Raw genomic sequence first — 18,371 nt, forward strand, 5'->3', positions numbered from 1 at the left:
GTCTGCTGGTCCTCGGTCCGGGGCGCGGCGCCCGGCACTCCGCCTCATATGCGTTGCCGGGCATATGTCGCGGATCAGATGTCGAGGAACCGGATGTCCTTGGCGTTCTGCTGGATGAACTCGCGGCGGGACTCGACGTCCTCGCCCATGAGCACGGAGAACGTCTGGTCCGCGGCGGCGGCGTCCTCCATGGTGACCTGCAGCAGGGTCCGGCGGTCGGGGTCCATGGTGGTGTCCCACAGCTCGGTGTAGTCCATCTCGCCGAGGCCCTTGTACCGCTGGATGCCGTTGTCCTTCGGCAGCCGCTGGTTGTTCGCCAGTCCGCGGGCGACGACCTGGTCCCGCTCGGCGTCGGAGTAGACGTAGTCGTGCGGGGCGTTGGACCACTTGATCCGGTACAGCGGCGGCTGCGCGAGGTAGACGAAGCCGTGCTCGATGAGCGGGCGCATGAACCGGAAGAGCAGGGTCAGCAGCAGCGTGGTGATGTGCTGGCCGTCGACGTCGGCGTCGGCCATGAGCACGATCTTGTGGTACCGGGCCTTCTGGATGTCGAAGTCGTCCCCGATCCCGGCGCCGAAGGCCGTGATCATCGACTGCACCTCGGCGTTGGACAGCGCCCGGTCCAGGCGGGCGCGCTCCACGTTGAGGATCTTCCCGCGCAGCGGCAGGATCGCCTGGTGGGCCGGGTCGCGGCCCTGCACCGCGGACCCGCCCGCGGAGTCGCCCTCCACGAGGTAGATCTCCGAGACCGAGGGGTCCTTCGAGGAGCAGTCCTTGAGCTTGCCGGGCATGCCGCCGGACTCGAGCAGGCCCTTGCGCCGGGTCGTCTCGCGCGCCTTGCGGGCGGCCAGGCGCGCCTGGGACGCGTTGATGGCCTTGCGGATGATCTCCTTCGCGGCGGCCGGGTTGCGCTCGAGCCAGTCGCCGAACCGGTCGTTGACCTCCCGCTGCACGAAGGTCTTGGCCTCCGAGTTGCCGAGCTTGGTCTTCGTCTGGCCCTCGAACTGCGGCTCGGTGAGCTTGATCGAGATGACCGCCGTGAGCCCCTCGCGGACGTCGTCGCCGGTGAGGTTCTCGTCCTTGTCCCGCAGCAGCCGGTTCTCGCGCGCGTAGCGGTTGATCAGCCCGGTCAGCGCGGAGCGGAAGCCCTCCTCGTGGGTGCCGCCCTCGTGGGTGTTGATCGTGTTCGCGTAGGTGTGCACCGACTCGCTGTAGGCGGTCGTCCACTGCATCGCGAGCTCGAGGGACATGTTGCGGCCGCCGTCCTCGGCCTCGAGCGCGATGACGTCGTCGTGGACGAGGTCGGCCTTCTTGGTGGTGTTCAGGAAGGTGACGTAGTCGAGCAGGCCGTGGTCGTACTTGTAGACCACGCGCCGGTGCCCGGCCTCGTCGTGGCCCAGGTGGTTGAGCTGCGGGGCGTCGGTGCCGCCGTCGCGGCCCTCGACCGGCTCGCCCGCGTCGGCGCCCGAGCCGGCGATCTCCTCCCCGGTCTCCTCCAGTCGGCGCTCGTCCACGAGCGTGATCCGCAGGCCCTTGTTCAGGAAGGCCATCTGCTGGAACCGCGCCCGCAGCGTCTCGAAGTCGAACTCGACGGTCTCGAAGATCTCCGGGTCCGGCCAGAACACCTGCGTGGTGCCGGTCCGGTCCGTCTCCTCGCCGGCCTCGAGCGGGCCCTGGGGCCGGCCGCCGTCGCCGAAGGCCATCCGCCACACGCGGCCCTGGCGCCGCACCTCGGTCTCGACGCGCCGGGACAGCGCGTTGACCACCGAGATGCCCACGCCGTGCAGGCCGCCGGAGACCGCGTAGCCGCCGCCGCCGAACTTGCCGCCGGCGTGCAGGATCGTCATGACGACCTCGACCGTGGGCTTGCCCTCGGTGGGGTGGACGTCCACGGGGATGCCGCGGCCGTTGTCGCTCACGCGCACGCCGCCGTCGGCCTGCAGCACCACCTCGATGGCGTCGCAGTACCCCGCCAGGGCCTCGTCCACCGAGTTGTCGACCACCTCGTAGACCAGGTGGTGCAGCCCGCGCGGGCCCGTCGAGCCGATGTACATGCCGGGGCGCTTCCGGACGGCCTCGAGGCCCTCCAGCACCGTGATGTCGCCGGCGCCGTACTCGCGCTGCTGCGGTTCCTCTGTTGCCACGGGTTCCTGGCTCCTCCTGCTGGGCGTCGGACCGCTCCGGCGCGCACGCGGGACCGCCGGTGGGACGTGCCTGTCCACCGGCCGGTCGTCGTGCGGGGTCGGAACGGGTCGGCGGGGCGGGCCGCCCTCGTCCGGGGTCGGGGGCCGCGGACGGGGCCGGGGGTCCGGTCCGTCGATGTCTGTCTTCCTGCGATTCTAGCGGAAAACACGGGCCGCGACGGCCCCGGAGTGCCCTTGAGCGGCCGGAAAAGCGGCCCAGGACGGTTCCGCCTCCCCCCGACCACCCCGGGGTTCCACCGCGGGCCCCCCGGAGCGCCACAGGGGCATCCAGCGCTGCGGGCCGCGCCCGGCGGCGAGTGCTCCGGAGCCGGTTCAGCCGTAGGTGTCCCGCGGTCCCCGCCCGCGCACCGAGCGGCGCCCGCGCTTCCAGGACGGGCCGGCGGGGCCCAGGACCTCGATGCGGGTGACGATGCCCTCCCCCAGCTGTTCGTCGAACATCCGCAGCAGCTGCGGGAGCATCAGCCGCAGGTTGGCGGCGTAGGCCGTGGAGTCGCAGCGCACGCGCACCACGGTCTCGTCGAAGCTCTCGGGCCGGCAGTGCGCGGCGATGCCCGGGCCCACGAGCCCGTCCCACCGGGAGAGCACGGAGCCGACGGCGACCGGCGACTTCCAGCCCCGTCCGGCCACGAGCGAGTCGAGCACCGCGCCGACCCCGCGCGGGTCCCGCGCGGAGCGGCCCGCGCCCGAGTAGCCGCCGAGGGCGCGCGGGTCGACGTCGTTGCCCCGCCGGCGGAGACGCTCGGCCGGGGACGCGGTCGCGGACTCCATGGCCGCGCCGAAGCCCTTGAGGTTGCGCCGGGCGGCCGCCCCGTGCAGCCGCCCGTCCCCGCGGGCCTCAGCGGCCCGGCGCATCCGCTCGAGCAGCGCGGCGGGGGCGTCGATCTCGTCCTCGATCCGCACGACGCCGGCCGGCTCCCCCGGCTCCGGCGGGACGGGCGGCTGCCCGGCGCCCGGAGGCTCCTCCGGGCCGGTGTCCCCGGGCAGGGGCAGGGGCGTCCCGAGCTCGTCCCCGGTCACGACGGCGGGACCTCCTCCGTCCCGTTCCCGGCGGCGGCGGTGGGCTCCTCACGGACCGCCCGCCCGGGGCCGACCCGGACCACGTCGTGCGGGCCGGCGACCAGCTCCGCCGGGAGGTCCTCCTCGACCGCGGCCGTGACCAGCACCTGTTCGGCGGTCGCCACGACCGCGGCCAGCCGGCTGCGGCGGCGGGCGTCGAGCTCGGCGAAGACGTCGTCGAGGACGAGGATGGGGGCCGCGCCCTCGCTCGGGTCGTCGGCGAGGTGGACGTACCAGGAGCCCAGGCGCAGGGCCAGGGCGTAGGACCACGTCTCGCCGTGGGAGGCGTAGCCGCGGGCGGGGGCCTCACCGAGCACGAGCTCCAGCTCGTCCCGGTGCGGGCCCAGCAGCGTCAGCCCGCGCTCCACCTCGCGCCGCTCCGCCTCGGCGCAGGCCTCGAGCATCAGCGCGTGCAGGTCCTCCACGGTGAACCCGCGCAGCTGTGCCGCGTCCCCGCCGGCGCTCTCGGGCAGCACCGAGGAGACGTAGCGCAGCCGGGTGGTCTTGCTCCCGTCCGTCAGCTGGCCGTAGGCGCGGGCGACCTCCGGGCCCAGTGCCTCGAGCAGCTGCAGCCGGGCGTGCAGGATCGTGGCGCCCGCCCGGGCGAACTGGTCGTTCCAGGCGGCGAGGGTCGAGCGGTGGACGTCGGTGAAGCGCCCGGACCGGCGGGCGGACTTCAGCAGCGCGTTGCGCTGCTTGAGCACCTTCTCGTAGTCCGCCAGGGTGCCGGCGAGCACGGGGCGCATCGACACCGCCAGGTGGTCGAGGAAGCGGCGGCGGTGCGAGGGGTCGCCCTTCACGAGGGCGAGGTCCTCCGGGGAGAACAGCACCGTGCGCACGATGCCGATCGCGTCGCGGGCCCGCACCGGGGCGGCCCGGTTGATCCGGACGCGGTTGGCCCGGCCCTCGTTGAGCTCGAACTCGAGCACGGTCTGCTGCCCGCCGCGGCGCACCCGGACCCGGACGATCGCCCGCTCCGCGCCGAAGCGGATCAGCGGGCCGTCGGAGGAGACGCGGTGCGAGGACAGGTCCGAGGTCCAGTCCAGGGCCTCGACGACGTTCGTCTTGCCCACGCCGTTGGGACCCAGGAGCACGGTGATCCCGGGCGAAAGGCGTATGTCGAGCTCGGCATACGTCCTGAAGTCCAGCAGGGAGAGGTGGTCGACGAACACGCGGGGTCAGCAGTCTCCGACTCGGGGCCGGCCGGTCACTGGCTGGGCAGCCGCACCGGCATCAGCAGGTACTTGTAGTCGTCCTTGTCGTCCCCGTCCGGGGTCTCCTGTGCGGAGAGCACCGCGGGCTTCGGCGGGGCCGTGAACGAGAAGCGGACGTACTCGGAGTCGAAGGCGTGCAGGCCCTCCGAGAGGTAGGTGGGGTTGAACGCCACCGTGATGTCCTCGCCGGTCAGCTGCGCGTCGAGGATCTCGGAGGCCTGGGCGTCCTCCCCCGTGCCCGCGTCCAGGGCGACCTGGCCCTGGGTGAAGGCCAGGCGGACCGGGGTGTTGCGCTCGGCCACGAGCGAGACGCGGCGGACGGCCTCGACGAGGTCGCTCGTGCGCACCGCGGCCGTGATGGGGGTGTGCTCGGGGAACAGCGAGCGGATCTTCGGGTACTCCCCGTCGATGAGCAGGCTCGTGGTCCGGCGGCCGCCGGACTCGAAGCCGACGAGCTCGGCGGAGTCGGAGAGGGCGATGTTGATGTCCCCGGAGGGGCCGAGGGTCTTGGCGATGTCGTTGAGGGTGCGGGCCTTCACGAGCGCTGCCGTGGAGATGTCGCTCGCGGCCGGGCGCCACGTCAGCTCGCGCATGGCCAGGCGATAGCGGTCGGTGGCGAGCAGCGTCATCTTCTCGCCCTCGATCTCCACCCGCACGCCGGTGAGGATCGGCAAGGTGTCGTCCTTGCTGGCCGCGATCGTGACCTGCGCGACCGCGTGGGCGAACTCGTCCCCGGCCACGACGCCGGAGAGCTCGGGCAGGGCGGGCAGCTCCGGGTAGTCCCCCACCGGCATGGCGGCGAGGTTGAACCGGGAGGAGCGGCAGGTCAGCGTCACCTTGCCCTCGTCGGCCTGGACCTCGACCGGGGCGGAGGGCAGGGAGCGGCAGATGTCGGCGAGCAGCCGGCCCGAGACGAGCGTGGTGCCCTCCTCCCGGACGTCGGCGCTGATCGACAGACGTGCCGAGATCTCGTAGTCGAAGCTGGCGATGGACAGGGCGCCGTCCTGGGCGCGGATCAGCAGCCCGGACAGGACGGGGACCGGGGGACGAGGGGAGAGGGACCGGGCGGTCCAGGTCACGGCCTCGGCGAGAACATCGCGTTCGACGGAGAACTTCACGAGAGGTTGCTGCCTTTCAGTCTGGGCTTCTGCGGCGGGGCCGGGGTCCCGGCGGGTCGCCGCCCGGGACCGGTCTCCGTCGCGCCGGAGGCGCCGCGGAGCGAGGACGGGACTCGCCGTGTGCATCGTAGCCGTCCCCGAGAACGGAGAGCCATTCCCCCGCCGGGACGGCGGGGGCCGGAGGACCGGCCCGCAGACCGCTCCGGAGTCCCGGACCGGGGCCGGAGGACCAGGAATCTTGTTGTTTGGCCGGAGATCTCTTTAAGGACAGGAGTGTTAATAACCGCTGTGGAATCTGTGGAAAACTGCCTCCTGCTCAGCATCCGCGCGGATCCGGGGTGTGCACTTCTTGTGATTCGCCGTCCACCGGGCCGGCCCTCTCCCGTGGACGGATTCCGCGCCGTTCCGCGGCGTCCACAGGACCGGGCCGGGTTGTGCCGAGGTTGTCCACCGCCGCGCCGCGCTTCTCCACACATTTTTCCACAGGTGTGGGTTTCCCGCTGTGCACAGCGGCTCCACAGGACCGGAAAACCTGTGCACGACGGGTCGGTGCACCGCACGGTCCCGCGGTCCACGCCTGTGGACAGCACCTGAGGACAAGGGGCCGGGAACACGCCGAGGGCCCGCCGGATCGGTCCGGCGGGCCCTCGGGCGGATCGCGGCGGCGGCCGCGCGGGCGGCTCAGCCCTCGCGCTGCTGCTGCTTGATGCGGTTGGTCAGCTCGGTGACCTGGTTGAAGATCTGCCGGCGCTCGGCCATCAGGGTGCGGATCTTCCGGTCGGCGTGCATCACGGTCGTGTGGTCGCGCCCGCCCAGCTCCTGGCCGATCTTCGGCAGGGACATGTCGGTGAGCTCGCGCAGCAGGTACATCGCGATCTGCCGCGCGGTGACCAGCGTGCGGGTGCGGGACTTGCTCTTGAGCTCCTCGAGGGTGATGTCGAAGTAGACCGCGGTCTGGGCCAGGATCGAGGCCGCCGTGATCTCCTGCGCCCCGTCGTCGGTGATGAGGTCCTTGAGCACCAGCTCCGCCAGGGGCAGGTCCACGGCCTGCTTGTTCAGCGAGGCGAAGGCGGTCACGCGGATCAGCGCGCCCTCGAGCTCGCGGATGTTGGTGGAGATGTGGGAGGCGATGTACTCCAGCACGTCGTCGGGGGCGTCCATCCCCTCGCTCGTGGCCTTCTTGCGCAGGATCGCGATGCGGGTCTCGAGCTCGGGCGGCTGCACGTCGGTGATCAGCCCCCACTCGAAGCGGGAGCGCATCCGCTCGGCGAAGCCGGTGAGCTGCTTGGGCGGCATGTCGGAGGTGATCACGATCTGCTTCTCGTGGTTGTGCAGCGCGTTGAAGGTGTGGAAGAACTCCTCCTGCGTGTGCTCCTTGCCGGCGAGGAACTGGATGTCGTCGATCAGCAGCATGTCGACGTTGCGGTAGATCTCCTTGAAGGAGGAGCCCTCGTCGTCGCGGATCGAGTTGATGAAGTCGTTGGTGAACTCCTCCGAGTTCACGTAGCGCACGCGCACCTGCGGGTAGAGCCGCTTGGCGTAGTGGCCGATCGCGTGCAGCAGGTGCGTCTTGCCCAGTCCGGAGTCCCCGTAGATGAACAGCGGGTTGTAGGCCTTGGCGGGGGTCTCGGCCACGGCGAACGCGGCGGCGTGGGCGAAGCGGTTGGACTGGCCGATGACGAACGAGTCGAAGACGTACTTGGGGTTCAGCCGGGCGGAGCTGTCCCACTCCCCCACCACGGCCGGGGCGGTCCCGGTGTCCTGGACGGGCCGGCGCGGCGGCGCGGCCTGGGGGTCCCGGCGCGGGGGCAGGGTGCGGGTGCCCGGGTCCTCGGCCCCCGGCCCGCCCGCGGGGACGGGGGAGGCGGGCAGCGGGAAGGCGAGGGTCTCGGCCCAGGGCGAGTCGGCCGGCGCCGGATCGGCGGCGGGAGCGGGGGCGGCCGGGCGGCCGCGCTCGGCCTCGAGCTCGTCGATCGGCGGCAGGCCGGGGCCGGTGGGGGCCACCGGCTCGGGTGCGGCGACGGCCTCCAGGTCGGCGTCGACGACGAAGGCCACGAGCGTCTCCGGGCTGAAGGCGCGGTTGACGGCCGAGCGCAGCACGGGGGCCATCTGGTTCTGGAAGAACTCCCGGGTGAGCTCGTTGGGCACGGCCACCAGCAGCGTGGTGCCGATCAGGCCCTGGGGCTGCGCCAGCGAGATGAACCCGCGGTAGCGGCCCGTGGTCATGGGGTCCTCGTACATGTGCTGCACGCACTCGGCCCACTGGGCGCTGAGCGCCTGATTGTCCTGCGTGCCCACGCGTACTCCTGCTGTCGTTGTCGGGTCCGTCCCTGCCCCGCGGCGGGAGTCTTGTCCACAGCGTTGTTCACAGCGGTGGAAAAGCTGTCGGGGGCCGGCCGCGGAAGCCAGCCTAGAACATGCGCGAAGGCTGTTCATAGCCGCTCCCCGGGCCTCCGGGGAATTGCAGACGTGTAGTTCCGGCCCTCTCCGGCGCGGGAGCGGGGCTCTCGTCCCCCAGGTTTTCCACAGGATGTGACCAAGATCCGTGCACAGCTGTGGGTAGGATGTGCACTGCACAGCGCCGACCGTCCCGGCGCCCGCGGACCCGACCCCTGATTTGACCCGCCCCGGACCGTTGTCTAGGGTGGGCTAGTCTTTTGTGTCCACGGTCATGCCCACCCGCAGGCTCGGACGCATCCACCAGCACCGCCGCGTCCGAACGCGGGCCCCGCCGCTTCCCTGCGCCGGGCACGCCGCCGGGCGCGCACCCCGACGCCTTTGGAGTAACCAGTGAGCAAGCGGACTTTTCAGCCGAATAACCGCCGTCGCGCCCGCAAGCACGGCTTCCGTGCCCGGATGCGCACCCGCGCCGGCCGCGCCATCCTCGCCGCCCGCCGCAGCAAGGGCCGCACCGAGCTCTCCGCCTGAGCACCCGTTGACGGAGCCCGCGCCGTCCGCCGTGCGGGAGCACCGCCGTGCTGCCTGAGCAGCACCGGATGAGGACCTCGGCCCAGTTCCGGGCCACCACGCGTTCCGGCGCCCGCAGCGGGCGCCGGAACGTCGTCGTCTCCGTGCGCGCCACCCGCCCGGGGGACCCGGCGCGGGTGGGCTTCGTCGTGTCCAAGGCCGTGGGCAACGCCGTCCGGCGGAACAGGGTCAAGCGCCGGCTGCGCGCGCTCGCCCAGTCCACGGTCAGGCGGGCGCCGTACGGTTACGACGTCGTCGTGCGGGCGCTTCCCCCCGCCGCGGCCGCCCCCTGGCCGGAGCTGGCGGCCGACTGGGACGGGGCGTGGCGCACGGCGTCCTCGCGGGCCGGGGTGCCCGCGGCCGAGCAGGACCCCACCGGACAGGAGGAGCCCGAGTCATGAGCGAGCACGCTCACGCGCCCGAGGACCTCCTCGCCGCGGCGCCGGACGAGTACGTGCGCCCGGCCACGGCCGGGCAGGCGGTGGCCCTCCTCCCCCAGAACCTGCTCATCGCGCTGCTGAAGCTCTACCGCCGGATCGTCTCGCCGCTCTACGGCGACGTCTGCCGCTACTTCCCCACCTGCTCCGCGTACGCGCTGGAGGCCGTCACGGTGCACGGCGCCGCGCGCGGGCTCGGACTGAGCGTCCGCCGGCTGCTGCGCTGCCACCCCTGGGCCGCGGGCGGGATCGACAGGGTGCCGCAGGGAGGCCGGGAGTTCCCCGACCTCGCGTCCCTGCCCAAGATCATGCTGCTGAACCACCCCACCCCGGCCGACCGCCGGCAGTACCGTCCCGCGGCGGACCCCGGTCCCGCGGCCCAAGGAGAGCCTTCCCCATGAACCTGTTCGAACTGATCCTCTTCCCCTTCAGGTGGGTCGTCTCGGCCGTGCTGTGGGTCTTCCACGAGCTGCTCACCGCCGTGGGCATGGACCCCGCGGCCGGCATCACCTGGGTGCTGTGCATCGTGGGCCTGACCCTCGTGATGCGCACGCTGACCATCCCGCTGTTCCTCAAGCAGATCAAGTCCATGCGCGGCATGCAGGAGCTGCAGCCGGAGATGGCGAAGCTGCAGGCCAAGTACAAGGGCAAGAAGGACCAGCTCTCCCGCCAGGCCATGGCGCAGGAGCAGATGGAGCTGTACAAGAAGCACGGCTCCAACCCGTTCTCGGCGTGCCTGCCGATCCTCGTGCAGATGCCGATCTTCTTCGGCCTGTTCCAGGTGCTCAACGGCGTGCCCAAGTCCGCGGCCGCCGGCGAGTCGATCCACGTGCTCCCCCCGAACATGGTCCAGTCCTTCAACGAGGCGACGTTCTTCGGGGCCCCGCTGTTCTCCACGCTGCTCAACCCCGGCGACGGCGACCGGCTCGCGACCATCGTGCTCGCGGTCGTGATGATCGTGGCGATGTCCGCCTCGCAGTTCATCACCCAGAAACAGCTCACGGCGAAGAACATGAGCGAGACCGCCAAGGCCTCCCCCATGTACCGCCAGCAGCAGATGATGCTGTACCTGTTCCCCCTGGTCTTCGCCATCGGCGGCATCAACTTCCCCATCGGCGTGCTGGTCTACTGGACCGTGTCCAACTTCTGGTCCATGGGCCAGCAGTGGTGGGTCATCCGCAACAACCCCACCCCCGGCTCCCAGGCCGAGCGCGAGCTCAACGAGCGCCGCGCCGCCAAGGGGCTGCCCCCGCTGGGCAAGACCCGGGAGGAGCACGAGGCGGAGGTCGAGGAGAAGCGCGCCCGTGCGGCCGCGGGCCAGCGCCAGCAGCCCGTGGGCAAGAAGCGGCAGAGGCAGCAGGCGCGCAAGAAGCAGTCCCGGTGAGCACGGCCGGTCCGACCGGCCCCCGCACCATCCCTCCCGCGACGGGCGCCGACCCGACCGCGGCACCCCACGGCCCCCAGGAGACGACCATGACCGAGAACCGGCCCACCGTCCAGGACACCGACGAGCAGCCGCCCGCCGCGGGCGGCGCGCCGGCCGGGACGGACCAGGAGCCGCCGGCCGGGGACGCCCCCGTGCCCGGCCCCGCCCTCGACCCGCTCGAGGAGGAGGGCGAGGTCGCGGCGGACTACCTCGAGGAGCTGCTCGACACCGCCGACCTCGACGGCGACATCGACATCGAGGTCCGCGACGGACGGACCTACCTGTCGGTGGTGGCCGAGGGGGACGACGACGACGCCCTCTCCGCGCTCGTGGGCGAGGACGGCGAGGTCCTCGAGGCCCTGCAGGAGCTCGTGCGGCTGTCGGTGCTCGCGGCCACGGGCCGCCGGTCGCGGCTGGTGCTCGACGTCGGCGGGCACCGCGCCCGGCGGGCGGACTCGCTGCGGGAGCTGGCCCTCGAGGCGGTGCAGAAAGCCCGGGAGACCGGCGCCTCGGTGCACCTCGACCCGCTGTCCGCCTACGAGCGCAAGATCGTCCACGACGTGGTCGCCGAGCACGGCCTGATCAGCGAGTCCGAGGGCGAGGGCGAGTCCCGGCACATCGTCGTCACCGCCGAGCCGGCCCGATGACGACCGCGGAGCGCCCCGCACCCGACCCGCAGGAGCCGCCCGTTCCCGACGCCCGGGAGCGGGCCGCCGCCGAGCGGCTCTTCGGCCCCCGGCTCGGCCTCGCCGAGCGCTACGTGACGCACCTGGCCTCCTCCGGCATCGTGCGCGGGCTGATCGGCCCGCGGGAGGTCCCCCGGCTGTGGAGCCGGCACGTGCTCAACTGCGCGGTGGTCGAGGAGCTGGTCCCCGAGGGGGCGCGGGTCGTCGACGTCGGCTCCGGCGCCGGGCTGCCCGGCCTGTGCCTGGCGCTGGCCCGCCCGGACCTGAGCATGACCCTCGTCGAGCCTCTCGAGCGCCGCGTCCAGTGGCTCGAGGAGGTCGTGGCCGACCTGGGCCTGGCGAACGTGCGCATTGTGCGGGCCCGCGCGGAGCAGGCCCGCGACGAGGTCGGCGAGGTCGACGTCGTGACCGCCCGGGCCGTCTCGGCGCTCACGGGGCTGCTCGACATCACCCTCCCCCTGCTGCGGGGCCGGGGCGAGCTGCTCGCCCTCAAGGGCCGCACGGCCGCCGACGAGGTGGTGAAGGCGCGCAAGAAGCTGCACCGCTACGCCGCGCGCTCCACCGAGGTCGTCACGGCGGGCACCGAGCTGCTCGAGGAGCCCACCACGGTCGTGCGCGTGCGGCTCTGAGCGGTCCCCGCTCACCCGTGCCGGCGGGCGGCCGGGATCGCGTGCGCCGCAGCCGCGGGAGGTCGGCGGTAGGCTGGAGCGCGTGCGCGCAGAGCCTGCCCCGCCGGGAGCGGGGCGCGGACCCCGGTGCCCGGTCCTCCGCGGACGGGGTGCCCCGACGCGACGTGTTCGAGACGAACCGGGAAGGTGCGACGTTCGATGACCATCGGCGAGGGCGCGGAGAGCGGCCAGGGGATCGACATGGGATTTCCCCCCGATCCCGTCGAACAACCGATGACGGTTGTTCCTGATCGGGGCACGCGTGTTTCACGTGAAACGGACGCCCTGCGTCCGCAGAGGACCACAACGATGGCGGAGGATTCGCCGCTGGGGAGGAAGCTCGTGGAAGAGACCAGGCGCCGCGCCAGGCTGCGCAACGTCGAGCTGGAGAAGCCCGCGAGCACGCGGGTCTTCACCATCAGCAACCAGAAGGGCGGCGTCGGCAAGACCAGCACCTCGGTCAACCTCGCCGTGGCCCTCGCCCGGCAGGGTCAGAACGTGCTGGTGATCGACAACGACCCGCAGGGCAATGCCTCCACCGCGCTCGGCGTGGAGCACAGTTCCGAGGTGGACAGCACCTACGACGTCCTCATCGACGAGATGCCCATCGCCGACGTCGTCAAGCCCTCGGCGGAGGCGGAGAACCTGTGGGTCGTCCCCGCGACGATCGACCTGGCCGGCGCCGAGATCGAGCTCGTCTCCATGGTCGCCCGCGAGCACCGGCTGCGGCAGGCGCTCGAGACGTACGCGAAGCAGCGCGAGGAGCAGGGTCTGGAGCGCCTCGACTACGTCTTCATCGACTGCCCGCCGAGCCTCGGCCTGCTCACGCTCAACGCCTTCGTGGCGGCGACCGAGGTCCTCATTCCCATTCAGTGCGAGTACTACGCGCTGGAGGGGCTGAGCCAGCTGCTGAAGAACATCGAGATGATCCAGAAGCACCTCAACCCCGCGCTGAAGGTCTCGACGATCCTGCTCACGATGTACGACGGCCGGACCAACCTGGCCTCGCAGGTCGCCGAGGAGGTCCGCACGCACTTCCCCGACGAGGTCCTCGAGACGATGATCCCCCGCTCGGTGCGCATTTCGGAGGCCCCCAGCTACCAGCAGAGCGTCATCAGCTACGACCCGAGCTCGACCGGCGCGCTCTCCTACCTCGAGGCGGCCGCGGAGATTGCGCAGAAGCCGGTGCGCTGAACCACCGCTCCGCCGTTCTCCCGGCGCCCCCGTCCTGTTCCGACAGGGCGGGGGCGTCGCCCTGTCGCGAGCCAGGAGACTCATGTCCGGCACCGTTCGGCGGGAGGTGCGTCTCACGTGAAACAGCACATCGGTAGGTCCGGGTCCTGTTTCACGTGAAACAGAACCTCGGCATGTCCGGGTGCTCTTCCACCGTGAATCGATCAGTGCCTGGAGCCGGAGCTGTTTCACGTGAAACGGAGCAGTGCCCGCGTCCTACCCGGTCCACCCTGAAGTGCGAAGGCACGCGTTCTCGTCGACGGTGGCGGGTGCGGCAGGGTTCCTCGTCCGCGGCCGTCGTGCGCACGGCGCCGCCGACGTCCGTGGCTGCGGCGCGTCTCCCCGTCCTCGGTCGTGCCGCCCGCTGGGCCGCGACGTCCTGGGCAGCGGGACGGCGCTCTCGCCTGCCCCCTCAGGGTTCCGGGGTCGAGATCCGGAACGGCCGGTCCCCCGCCGGCCCGGGTCGACCGGCCGGTCGCGCGCTGCTCGGATAGGATGGTCCGGATTGCCGGAGCATCGAGAGGAACGACGTGGCAGAACGACGACGGGGTCTGGGGCGCGGTCTGGGCGCCCTGATCCCGAGCACCCCACCCGCAGCGGACGCAGACGCACCGGGGACGGCGACGCCCGATCACGGTACCTCCGAGGACGGCCGCGCGCCGTCCGGCCCGACCACGGAAGCGACCCCTTCCTCCGCCACACCCGCCGTCCGGGGCGGACAGGTCCCTGAGGTGGCACCGGCGGAGACCCGGGACGAGAGCCGGTCGTCCGCGTCGGGCGCTGCGCCGGCCCCCGCGGACGGGGACGCGGACGGCGGCGGACCTGCGGAGCGGACGGAGCAGAAGGAGCAGCCGAAGCACGGGCGCACCACCTCCTCGACCGGAGCGGGACGCAAGCGGACCGTCAGCCCGGCCGCACGGCAGAAGGCGATGAAGTCACGGATGGACATGGGCGAAGCGCTGCGCAACACCACGCTGGTCAGCCGGCCCTCGGACATGTTCTTCCTTCCGTCCACCTCGGCTGCCGGGCAGGAGACGGACTCCTCGCCCGCGTCCCGCGTTTCACGTGAAACAGCGGAATCCGCAGGAGCCGAGGACACCGCGGCGTCCCCCGACACCGCCGCGGTGTCCACGCCCGCGGAGCGTTCGTCGACGAAGTCGCACCGGGTCGAGGCCGGACCGCCCTCCGCCGAGAGCGACGGTCCGACGGAGAGCACGGGGAAGAACACCGTGGAGCGGGCCGGAAAGAAGGCCGAGAACATCGCTCCGGCGGACACTGTGCCGCCGACGGACGCCGCGCCGGACCATGTCCTCCGGGAAACGGATGCTCCTGTGGCGGAATCCGCTCCGACCCTGGACATCCCGGCTCAGTCGGCCGCCCCGGCGCCCGCAGGGCAGGACAGCGCGCTGTCCGCCGGTGTTTCACGTGAAACGGACACGGACGGCTCGGCCGGGCAGGCGTCGGACATCGGAACCGCGGACAGCACGAGCCCGGATGACGAGCCGGAGCTCGTCGACGTGGCCGGGGCCCGCTTCGCCGAGATCCGGGTCGTGGACATCCACCCCAACCGGAAGCAGCCGCGCCAGGTCTTCGACGAGGAGGAGCTCGCCGAGCTGGCCTACTCGATCGGCGAGCTGGGCGTCCTCCAGCCCATCGTCGTGCGGCGCAGCCGGGAGCCGGGGGAGTCCCCGTACGAGCTGGTCATGGGCGAGCGGCGGTGGCGGGCCACGCAGCGCGCCGGCCTGGAGACCATCCCGGCCATCGTGCGCGAGACCGCCGACGACGCGCTGCTGCGCGACGCGCTCCTCGAGAACCTGCACCGCAGCCAGCTCAACCCGCTCGAGGAGGCCGCCGCCTACCAGCAGCTGATGGAGGAGTTCGGCGCGACCCAGGAGGAGCTTTCCCGCAGGATCGGCCGCTCCCGCCCGCAGATCAGCAATACCATCCGGCTGCTCCGCCTCCCCCCGCTGGTCCAGCGCCGGGTCGCCGCCGGTGTCCTCTCCTCGGGGCACGCACGCGCCCTGCTGGCCCTCTCGGATCCGGCCGAGATGGAGCGGCTCGCCCAGCGCATCGTGGCGGAGGGACTGTCCGTGCGGGCCACCGAGGAGGCCGTGGCGCTGCTGGACGGCGGCAAGCGCTCGACGAAGCGGTCCCCGGCCTCGACGTCGCGGCACCAGGAGCGCCTCGACTACATCGCGGACGCCTTCTCCGACCGGCTCGACACCGCCGTCAAGATCGCCCTCGGGGCGCGGAAGGGGCGCATGACGATCGAGTTCGCCTCGGTCGAGGACCTCAACCGCATCATCGAGGTGCTGGACCCGGGCATCGAACAGGACTGACCAGCACCGCCCCGGCGCCGGCCCGGGAACTGACGGGCCCCGATGTTCCACGTGGAACATCGGGGCCCGTCGTGCTCCGGCCGGCAGGCAGGGCTCAGCCGCCGTTGTAGCCCGCGACGTCGTCGAGGCGCATCGTGCCCGTCGGGTGGTCCTCCTCGGCGAGCAGGTACATCCGCTGGAGCCCGAAGACGATCGCCTCGGCCAGGTGGCTCCGGTGCTCGGCGCCGGCCAGGGCCGCGCGGTCCGCGGGGTTGGAGAGGTAGCCCAGGTCGAGCCAGGCCGTGGGCGCCCCGGCGGCGCGCAGCAGGGACCACTGGCGGGGGTGGGTGCCCAGGTCCAGGGCGCCGGTGCGGGCGACCATCTCCTTGAGCACGAGGGTCGCGGCGCGCTCCCCGATGGGGGAGTAGATCTCGTGGGTCTCCACGTCGCCCCAGTAGAACGAGGCGAGCCCGCCCGCCGCCTCGGTGCGGTTCCAGTCGCAGTGCAGCGTCAGCACGACGGCCTCCGGGTGCTCCGCGAGGACGGGGGCCGGGTCCGGCACGGTCCGGACCGCCCCGCCCCCGCGGACCGGCGCGGCGCCGTCGGCGGTCACGAGCACGGGGTCCGCCCCGATCTCCGCCAGCAGCGAGGCCGCCCGGGCCGCGACGTCGGTCGTGACCTCCCCGGCCCTGGCGGGGAAGTCGGCGGGGGCCCCGGCCGGTGGCTGCTGCCCGGCGGCGGGGGAGGGCACCAGGACCACGCAGCGGCCGCGCAGGGCGGAGGACGCCCGCTCGAGCCGGTGGTAGTCGCGCAGCGAGAAGGCCTTGGAGGAGGTGATGTTCTTGTTGATCCGGGCCAGGGCCGCGATCGTGTCCCGGTCGACCACGCCGGTGGGAGCCAGGCCCAGGCTCTGCTGGAGCTCCACGGCCGCGTGGTGGGTCCCGCTGCCGAACACGCCGTCGAGATGTCCGTAGTAGAAACCCAACCGGGAGAGGTTGTGCTGCAGGCGGGCGACGTCGTCGCCCCGCAGGGGCTCCTGACCGTCGAGCTCAAGGGTCCGGTCGCCCAGGGAGTACTGCGCCTCGTTGAGGGCGCGGTCGGTCTCCGGGCCCACGGCGCCGTCGACGATCAGCCCGCGCTCCTGCTGGAAGGCGCGCACGGCGGCGTCGACGTGGTCGTCGAAGACGGAGGGGTCGTTGACGTCCTGCGGGGCGAGGTAGGCGACGGTGACGCCGGCGCGGAGCAGGCGCTCCCGCAGGCTCACCACGCGCCGGCTCCTGGTGGTGCGGCGCAGCATCGGTTCGGTCGGATCGGGTGTCATGGCGGTCCCACGGGTCGTCGGTCGGGGGGAGGGGTGGTGCAGGAAGGGCTCGTCCGTCCGCTCCGGGACGGAGGGGACGGACGAGCCCGGGGTGGGCCGAACGGCGGGACCGTCAGCTCGCGGGGGCGAGGTACTCGGCGAACTCCTTCTCGAGGGCACTCTTGGGCTTGGCGCCGATGGCCTTCTTGACCACCTCGCCGCCGGAGAAGAGGTAGATCGCCGGGATGGAGGTGATCCCGTACTGCGAGGCGACGGCGGGGTTCTCGTCGACGTTGAGCTTGACGACCTCGACGGCGTCCGCGTGCTCGGCCGCGATGGCGTCGAGCACGGGCCCGACCATGCGGCAGGGCCCGCACCACTCGGCCCAGAAGTCCACGATGACGGGCTTGTCGGACTCCAGAACCTCGGTGCGGAAGTCGGCGTCGGTGACGTTCTTGGCGGCGCTCATGGTCTCTCCTTCTCCGGACGCCGGGGCGCTGGTGCGCCGGCGCCCACGGTGGGTGGTCCGTCCCGGGACGGACCCGGTTCCATTGTGGGGCACCGTGCGGGCCCAGGGGCCCGCACGGTGCCGGGGGCTCAGCTGTGCAGGACCGAGCGGCTGTCCAGGGCCGCGAGGTAGTGCTCGACGTCGACGGCGGCCACGCAGCCGGAGCCCGCCGCCGTGATGGCCTGGCGGTAGGTCGGGTCGACGACGTCGCCCGCGGCGAAGACGCCGGCGAGGCTCGTGGTGGAGCTGCGGCCGTCGACGGCGATGGTGCCGTCCGCGGTCAGCTCCAGCTGGTCCTTGACCAGGTCGGTGCGGGGGTCGGAGCCGATGGCGACGAACAGTCCGGTGACGGCCAGCTCGGAGGTCTCCTTGGTGACGGTGTCGCGCAGCACGAGGGACTCGACCTTGTCGGCGCCGTTGATGCCCACGACCTCGCTGTTCCACAGGATCTCGATCTTCGGGTCGTCGAAGGCCCGCTGCTGCATGATCTCGGAGGCGCGGAAGGCGTCGCGGCGGTGGATGATCGTGACCTTCGAGGCGAACTTGGTGAGGAAGGTCGCCTCCTCGATCGCCGAGTCGCCGCCGCCGACCACGGCGATGTGCTGCTCCTTGAAGAAGAAGCCGTCGCAGGTCGCGCACCAGCTCACGCCGTGGCCGGAGAGGCGCTTCTCGTCGGGCAGCCCCAGCTCCCGGTAGGCGGAGCCCGTGGCGACGATGACGGCGCGGGCGCGGTGCACGGAGCCGTCCTCGAGGGTCAGGGTCTTGATCTCGCCCTCGAGGTCGGCGGCGACGACGTCCTCGTAGCGGATGTCGGCACCGAAGCGCTCGGCCTGCTGCTGCATGTTGGCCATCAGCTCGGGGCCCATGATGCCCTCCACGAACCCGGGGTAGTTCTCGACCTCGGTCGTGTTCATCAGCTCGCCGCCGGCGGTGACCGAGCCGGCGAAGACGACCGGCTTCAGGTTCGCGCGCGCGGTGTAGATCGCGGCGGTGTAGCCGGCCGGGCCGGAACCGACGACGACGACCTCGTGGACGGTCTCGTCCTCGGCGGCGGCCGTCGGCACCTCGCGCTGCGCGGCGAGGTCCAGGGCGTTGATGACGGGACCGAAGTCGGGGCTCACTGTGATGCTGACCTTCCGTGAACGGGGGCGGCCGGGCACGCCCGGCCGCGGGGACCACTGGGACAACGGGCCGTGCGCGGCGGATATTCCGGTGCCGCCCCCGCGCGGGCGCGGG

Annotated in this window: 16 protein-coding genes; 8 read left to right on the top strand and 8 right to left on the bottom strand. The window is 72.3% G+C overall.

The genetic code is table 11. The annotated features are described in order from the left end of the window. Positions 1 to 74: 74 nt before the first annotated feature. The 5 genes from gyrB to dnaA form a co-directional block, all read right to left on the bottom strand. Entirely contained in the window at positions 75 to 2,144 is a 2,070-nt protein-coding gene (gene gyrB, locus LQU92_RS03930) for a DNA topoisomerase (ATP-hydrolyzing) subunit B (protein WP_101851258.1), read from the bottom strand. A 372-nt stretch (positions 2,145 to 2,516) separates the two neighbouring features. Continuing rightward, entirely contained in the window at positions 2,517 to 3,221 is a 705-nt protein-coding gene (locus tag LQU92_RS03935; protein ID WP_374229631.1) for a DUF721 domain-containing protein, read from the bottom strand. Further along, on the bottom strand, positions 3,218 to 4,432 hold the full coding sequence (gene recF, locus LQU92_RS03940; RefSeq protein WP_230661279.1) for a DNA replication/repair protein RecF: 1,215 nt from the start codon (positions 4,430 to 4,432) through the stop codon (positions 3,218 to 3,220). Before recF ends, LQU92_RS03935 begins: the two co-directional genes overlap by 4 nt. Positions 4,433 to 4,467: 35 nt before the next feature. Continuing rightward, positions 4,468 to 5,592: a DNA polymerase III subunit beta gene (gene dnaN, locus LQU92_RS03945; RefSeq protein WP_101851256.1), complete on the bottom strand. Its 1,125-nt coding sequence runs from the start codon at positions 5,590 to 5,592 to the stop codon at positions 4,468 to 4,470. A gap of 681 nt (positions 5,593 to 6,273) precedes the next feature. Then, positions 6,274 to 7,833 (bottom strand): chromosomal replication initiator protein DnaA, encoded by a 1,560-nt coding sequence (gene dnaA, locus LQU92_RS03950; RefSeq protein WP_230778671.1) that lies wholly within the window; start codon positions 7,831 to 7,833, stop codon positions 6,274 to 6,276. A gap of 549 nt (positions 7,834 to 8,382) precedes the next feature. On the opposite strand from dnaA, the gene rpmH reads away from it, so the two are divergent. From rpmH to LQU92_RS03990, 8 genes are all read left to right on the top strand, one after another. Next, positions 8,383 to 8,520, top strand: coding sequence for a 50S ribosomal protein L34 (gene rpmH / locus LQU92_RS03955; protein ID WP_083529203.1), 138 nt, complete (start codon positions 8,383 to 8,385; stop codon positions 8,518 to 8,520). 47 nt (positions 8,521 to 8,567) lie between these two features. Next, entirely contained in the window at positions 8,568 to 8,960 is a 393-nt protein-coding gene (gene rnpA / locus LQU92_RS03960) for a ribonuclease P protein component (protein WP_101851254.1), read from the top strand. Further along, positions 8,957 to 9,397, top strand: a complete 441-nt coding sequence (gene yidD, locus LQU92_RS03965) for a membrane protein insertion efficiency factor YidD (protein WP_101851253.1) — start codon at positions 8,957 to 8,959, stop codon at positions 9,395 to 9,397. Before rnpA ends, yidD begins: the two co-directional genes overlap by 4 nt. Next, positions 9,394 to 10,380, top strand: a complete 987-nt coding sequence (gene yidC, locus LQU92_RS03970) for a membrane protein insertase YidC (protein WP_230777459.1) — start codon at positions 9,394 to 9,396, stop codon at positions 10,378 to 10,380. Before yidD ends, yidC begins: the two co-directional genes overlap by 4 nt. Positions 10,381 to 10,469: 89 nt before the next feature. Next, on the top strand, positions 10,470 to 11,069 hold the full coding sequence (locus tag LQU92_RS03975; protein WP_230777461.1) for a R3H domain-containing nucleic acid-binding protein: 600 nt from the start codon (positions 10,470 to 10,472) through the stop codon (positions 11,067 to 11,069). Next, entirely contained in the window at positions 11,066 to 11,737 is a 672-nt protein-coding gene (gene rsmG / locus LQU92_RS03980) for a 16S rRNA (guanine(527)-N(7))-methyltransferase RsmG (protein ID WP_230777463.1), read from the top strand. Before LQU92_RS03975 ends, rsmG begins: the two co-directional genes overlap by 4 nt. Positions 11,738 to 12,118: 381 nt before the next feature. Continuing rightward, positions 12,119 to 12,970 carry a ParA family protein gene (locus LQU92_RS03985; RefSeq protein ID WP_230777465.1) on the top strand — a complete coding sequence of 284 codons (852 nt, stop codon included), beginning with the start codon at positions 12,119 to 12,121 and terminating at the stop codon, positions 12,968 to 12,970. Between the two features lie 1,034 nt (positions 12,971 to 14,004). Then, the gene (locus LQU92_RS03990; RefSeq protein WP_374229645.1) at positions 14,005 to 15,348 is read left to right on the top strand and encodes a ParB/RepB/Spo0J family partition protein; all 1,344 of its coding nucleotides are present in this window, start codon (positions 14,005 to 14,007) and stop codon (positions 15,346 to 15,348) included. A gap of 94 nt (positions 15,349 to 15,442) precedes the next feature. Here LQU92_RS03990 and LQU92_RS03995 read toward each other — a convergent pair whose 3' ends face one another. The 3 genes from LQU92_RS03995 to trxB all read right to left on the bottom strand — a co-directional run bounded on the left by LQU92_RS03995 (position 15,443) and on the right by trxB (position 18,199). Further along, on the bottom strand, positions 15,443 to 16,648 hold the full coding sequence (locus tag LQU92_RS03995) for a peptidoglycan-binding protein (protein WP_230777470.1): 1,206 nt from the start codon (positions 16,646 to 16,648) through the stop codon (positions 15,443 to 15,445). Between the two features lie 112 nt (positions 16,649 to 16,760). Then, on the bottom strand, positions 16,761 to 17,096 hold the full coding sequence (trxA, locus tag LQU92_RS04000) for a thioredoxin (RefSeq protein WP_230777473.1): 336 nt from the start codon (positions 17,094 to 17,096) through the stop codon (positions 16,761 to 16,763). A gap of 128 nt (positions 17,097 to 17,224) precedes the next feature. Continuing rightward, positions 17,225 to 18,199 carry a thioredoxin-disulfide reductase gene (trxB, locus tag LQU92_RS04005; RefSeq protein ID WP_230778674.1) on the bottom strand — a complete coding sequence of 325 codons (975 nt, stop codon included), beginning with the start codon at positions 18,197 to 18,199 and terminating at the stop codon, positions 17,225 to 17,227. Positions 18,200 to 18,371 lie beyond the last annotated feature (172 nt).

The sequence above is a fragment of the Kocuria sp. LUK genome (assembly GCF_021012935.1).
In the GTDB taxonomy this organism is placed as follows: Bacteria; Actinomycetota; Actinomycetes; order Actinomycetales; family Micrococcaceae; genus Kocuria; species Kocuria flava.

What these genes read in the sequence shown, in the direction of transcription:
- dnaA (WP_230778671.1), bottom strand. Translation starts at nt 7,833, where the DNA reads ATGTACGAGGACCCCATGACCACGGGCCGCTACCGCGGGTTCATCTCG.
- yidD (WP_101851253.1), top strand. Translation starts at nt 8,957, where the DNA reads ATGAGCGAGCACGCTCACGCGCCCGAGGACCTCCTCGCCGCGGCGCCG.
- yidC (WP_230777459.1), top strand. Translation starts at nt 9,394, where the DNA reads ATGAACCTGTTCGAACTGATCCTCTTCCCCTTCAGGTGGGTCGTCTCG.
- LQU92_RS03975 (WP_230777461.1), top strand. Translation starts at nt 10,470, where the DNA reads ATGACCGAGAACCGGCCCACCGTCCAGGACACCGACGAGCAGCCGCCC.
- rsmG (WP_230777463.1), top strand. Translation starts at nt 11,066, where the DNA reads ATGACGACCGCGGAGCGCCCCGCACCCGACCCGCAGGAGCCGCCCGTT.
- LQU92_RS03990 (WP_374229645.1), top strand. Translation starts at nt 14,005, where the DNA reads ATGTTCTTCCTTCCGTCCACCTCGGCTGCCGGGCAGGAGACGGACTCC.
- LQU92_RS03995 (WP_230777470.1), bottom strand. Translation starts at nt 16,648, where the DNA reads ATGACACCCGATCCGACCGAACCGATGCTGCGCCGCACCACCAGGAGC.
- trxA (WP_230777473.1), bottom strand. Translation starts at nt 17,096, where the DNA reads ATGAGCGCCGCCAAGAACGTCACCGACGCCGACTTCCGCACCGAGGTT.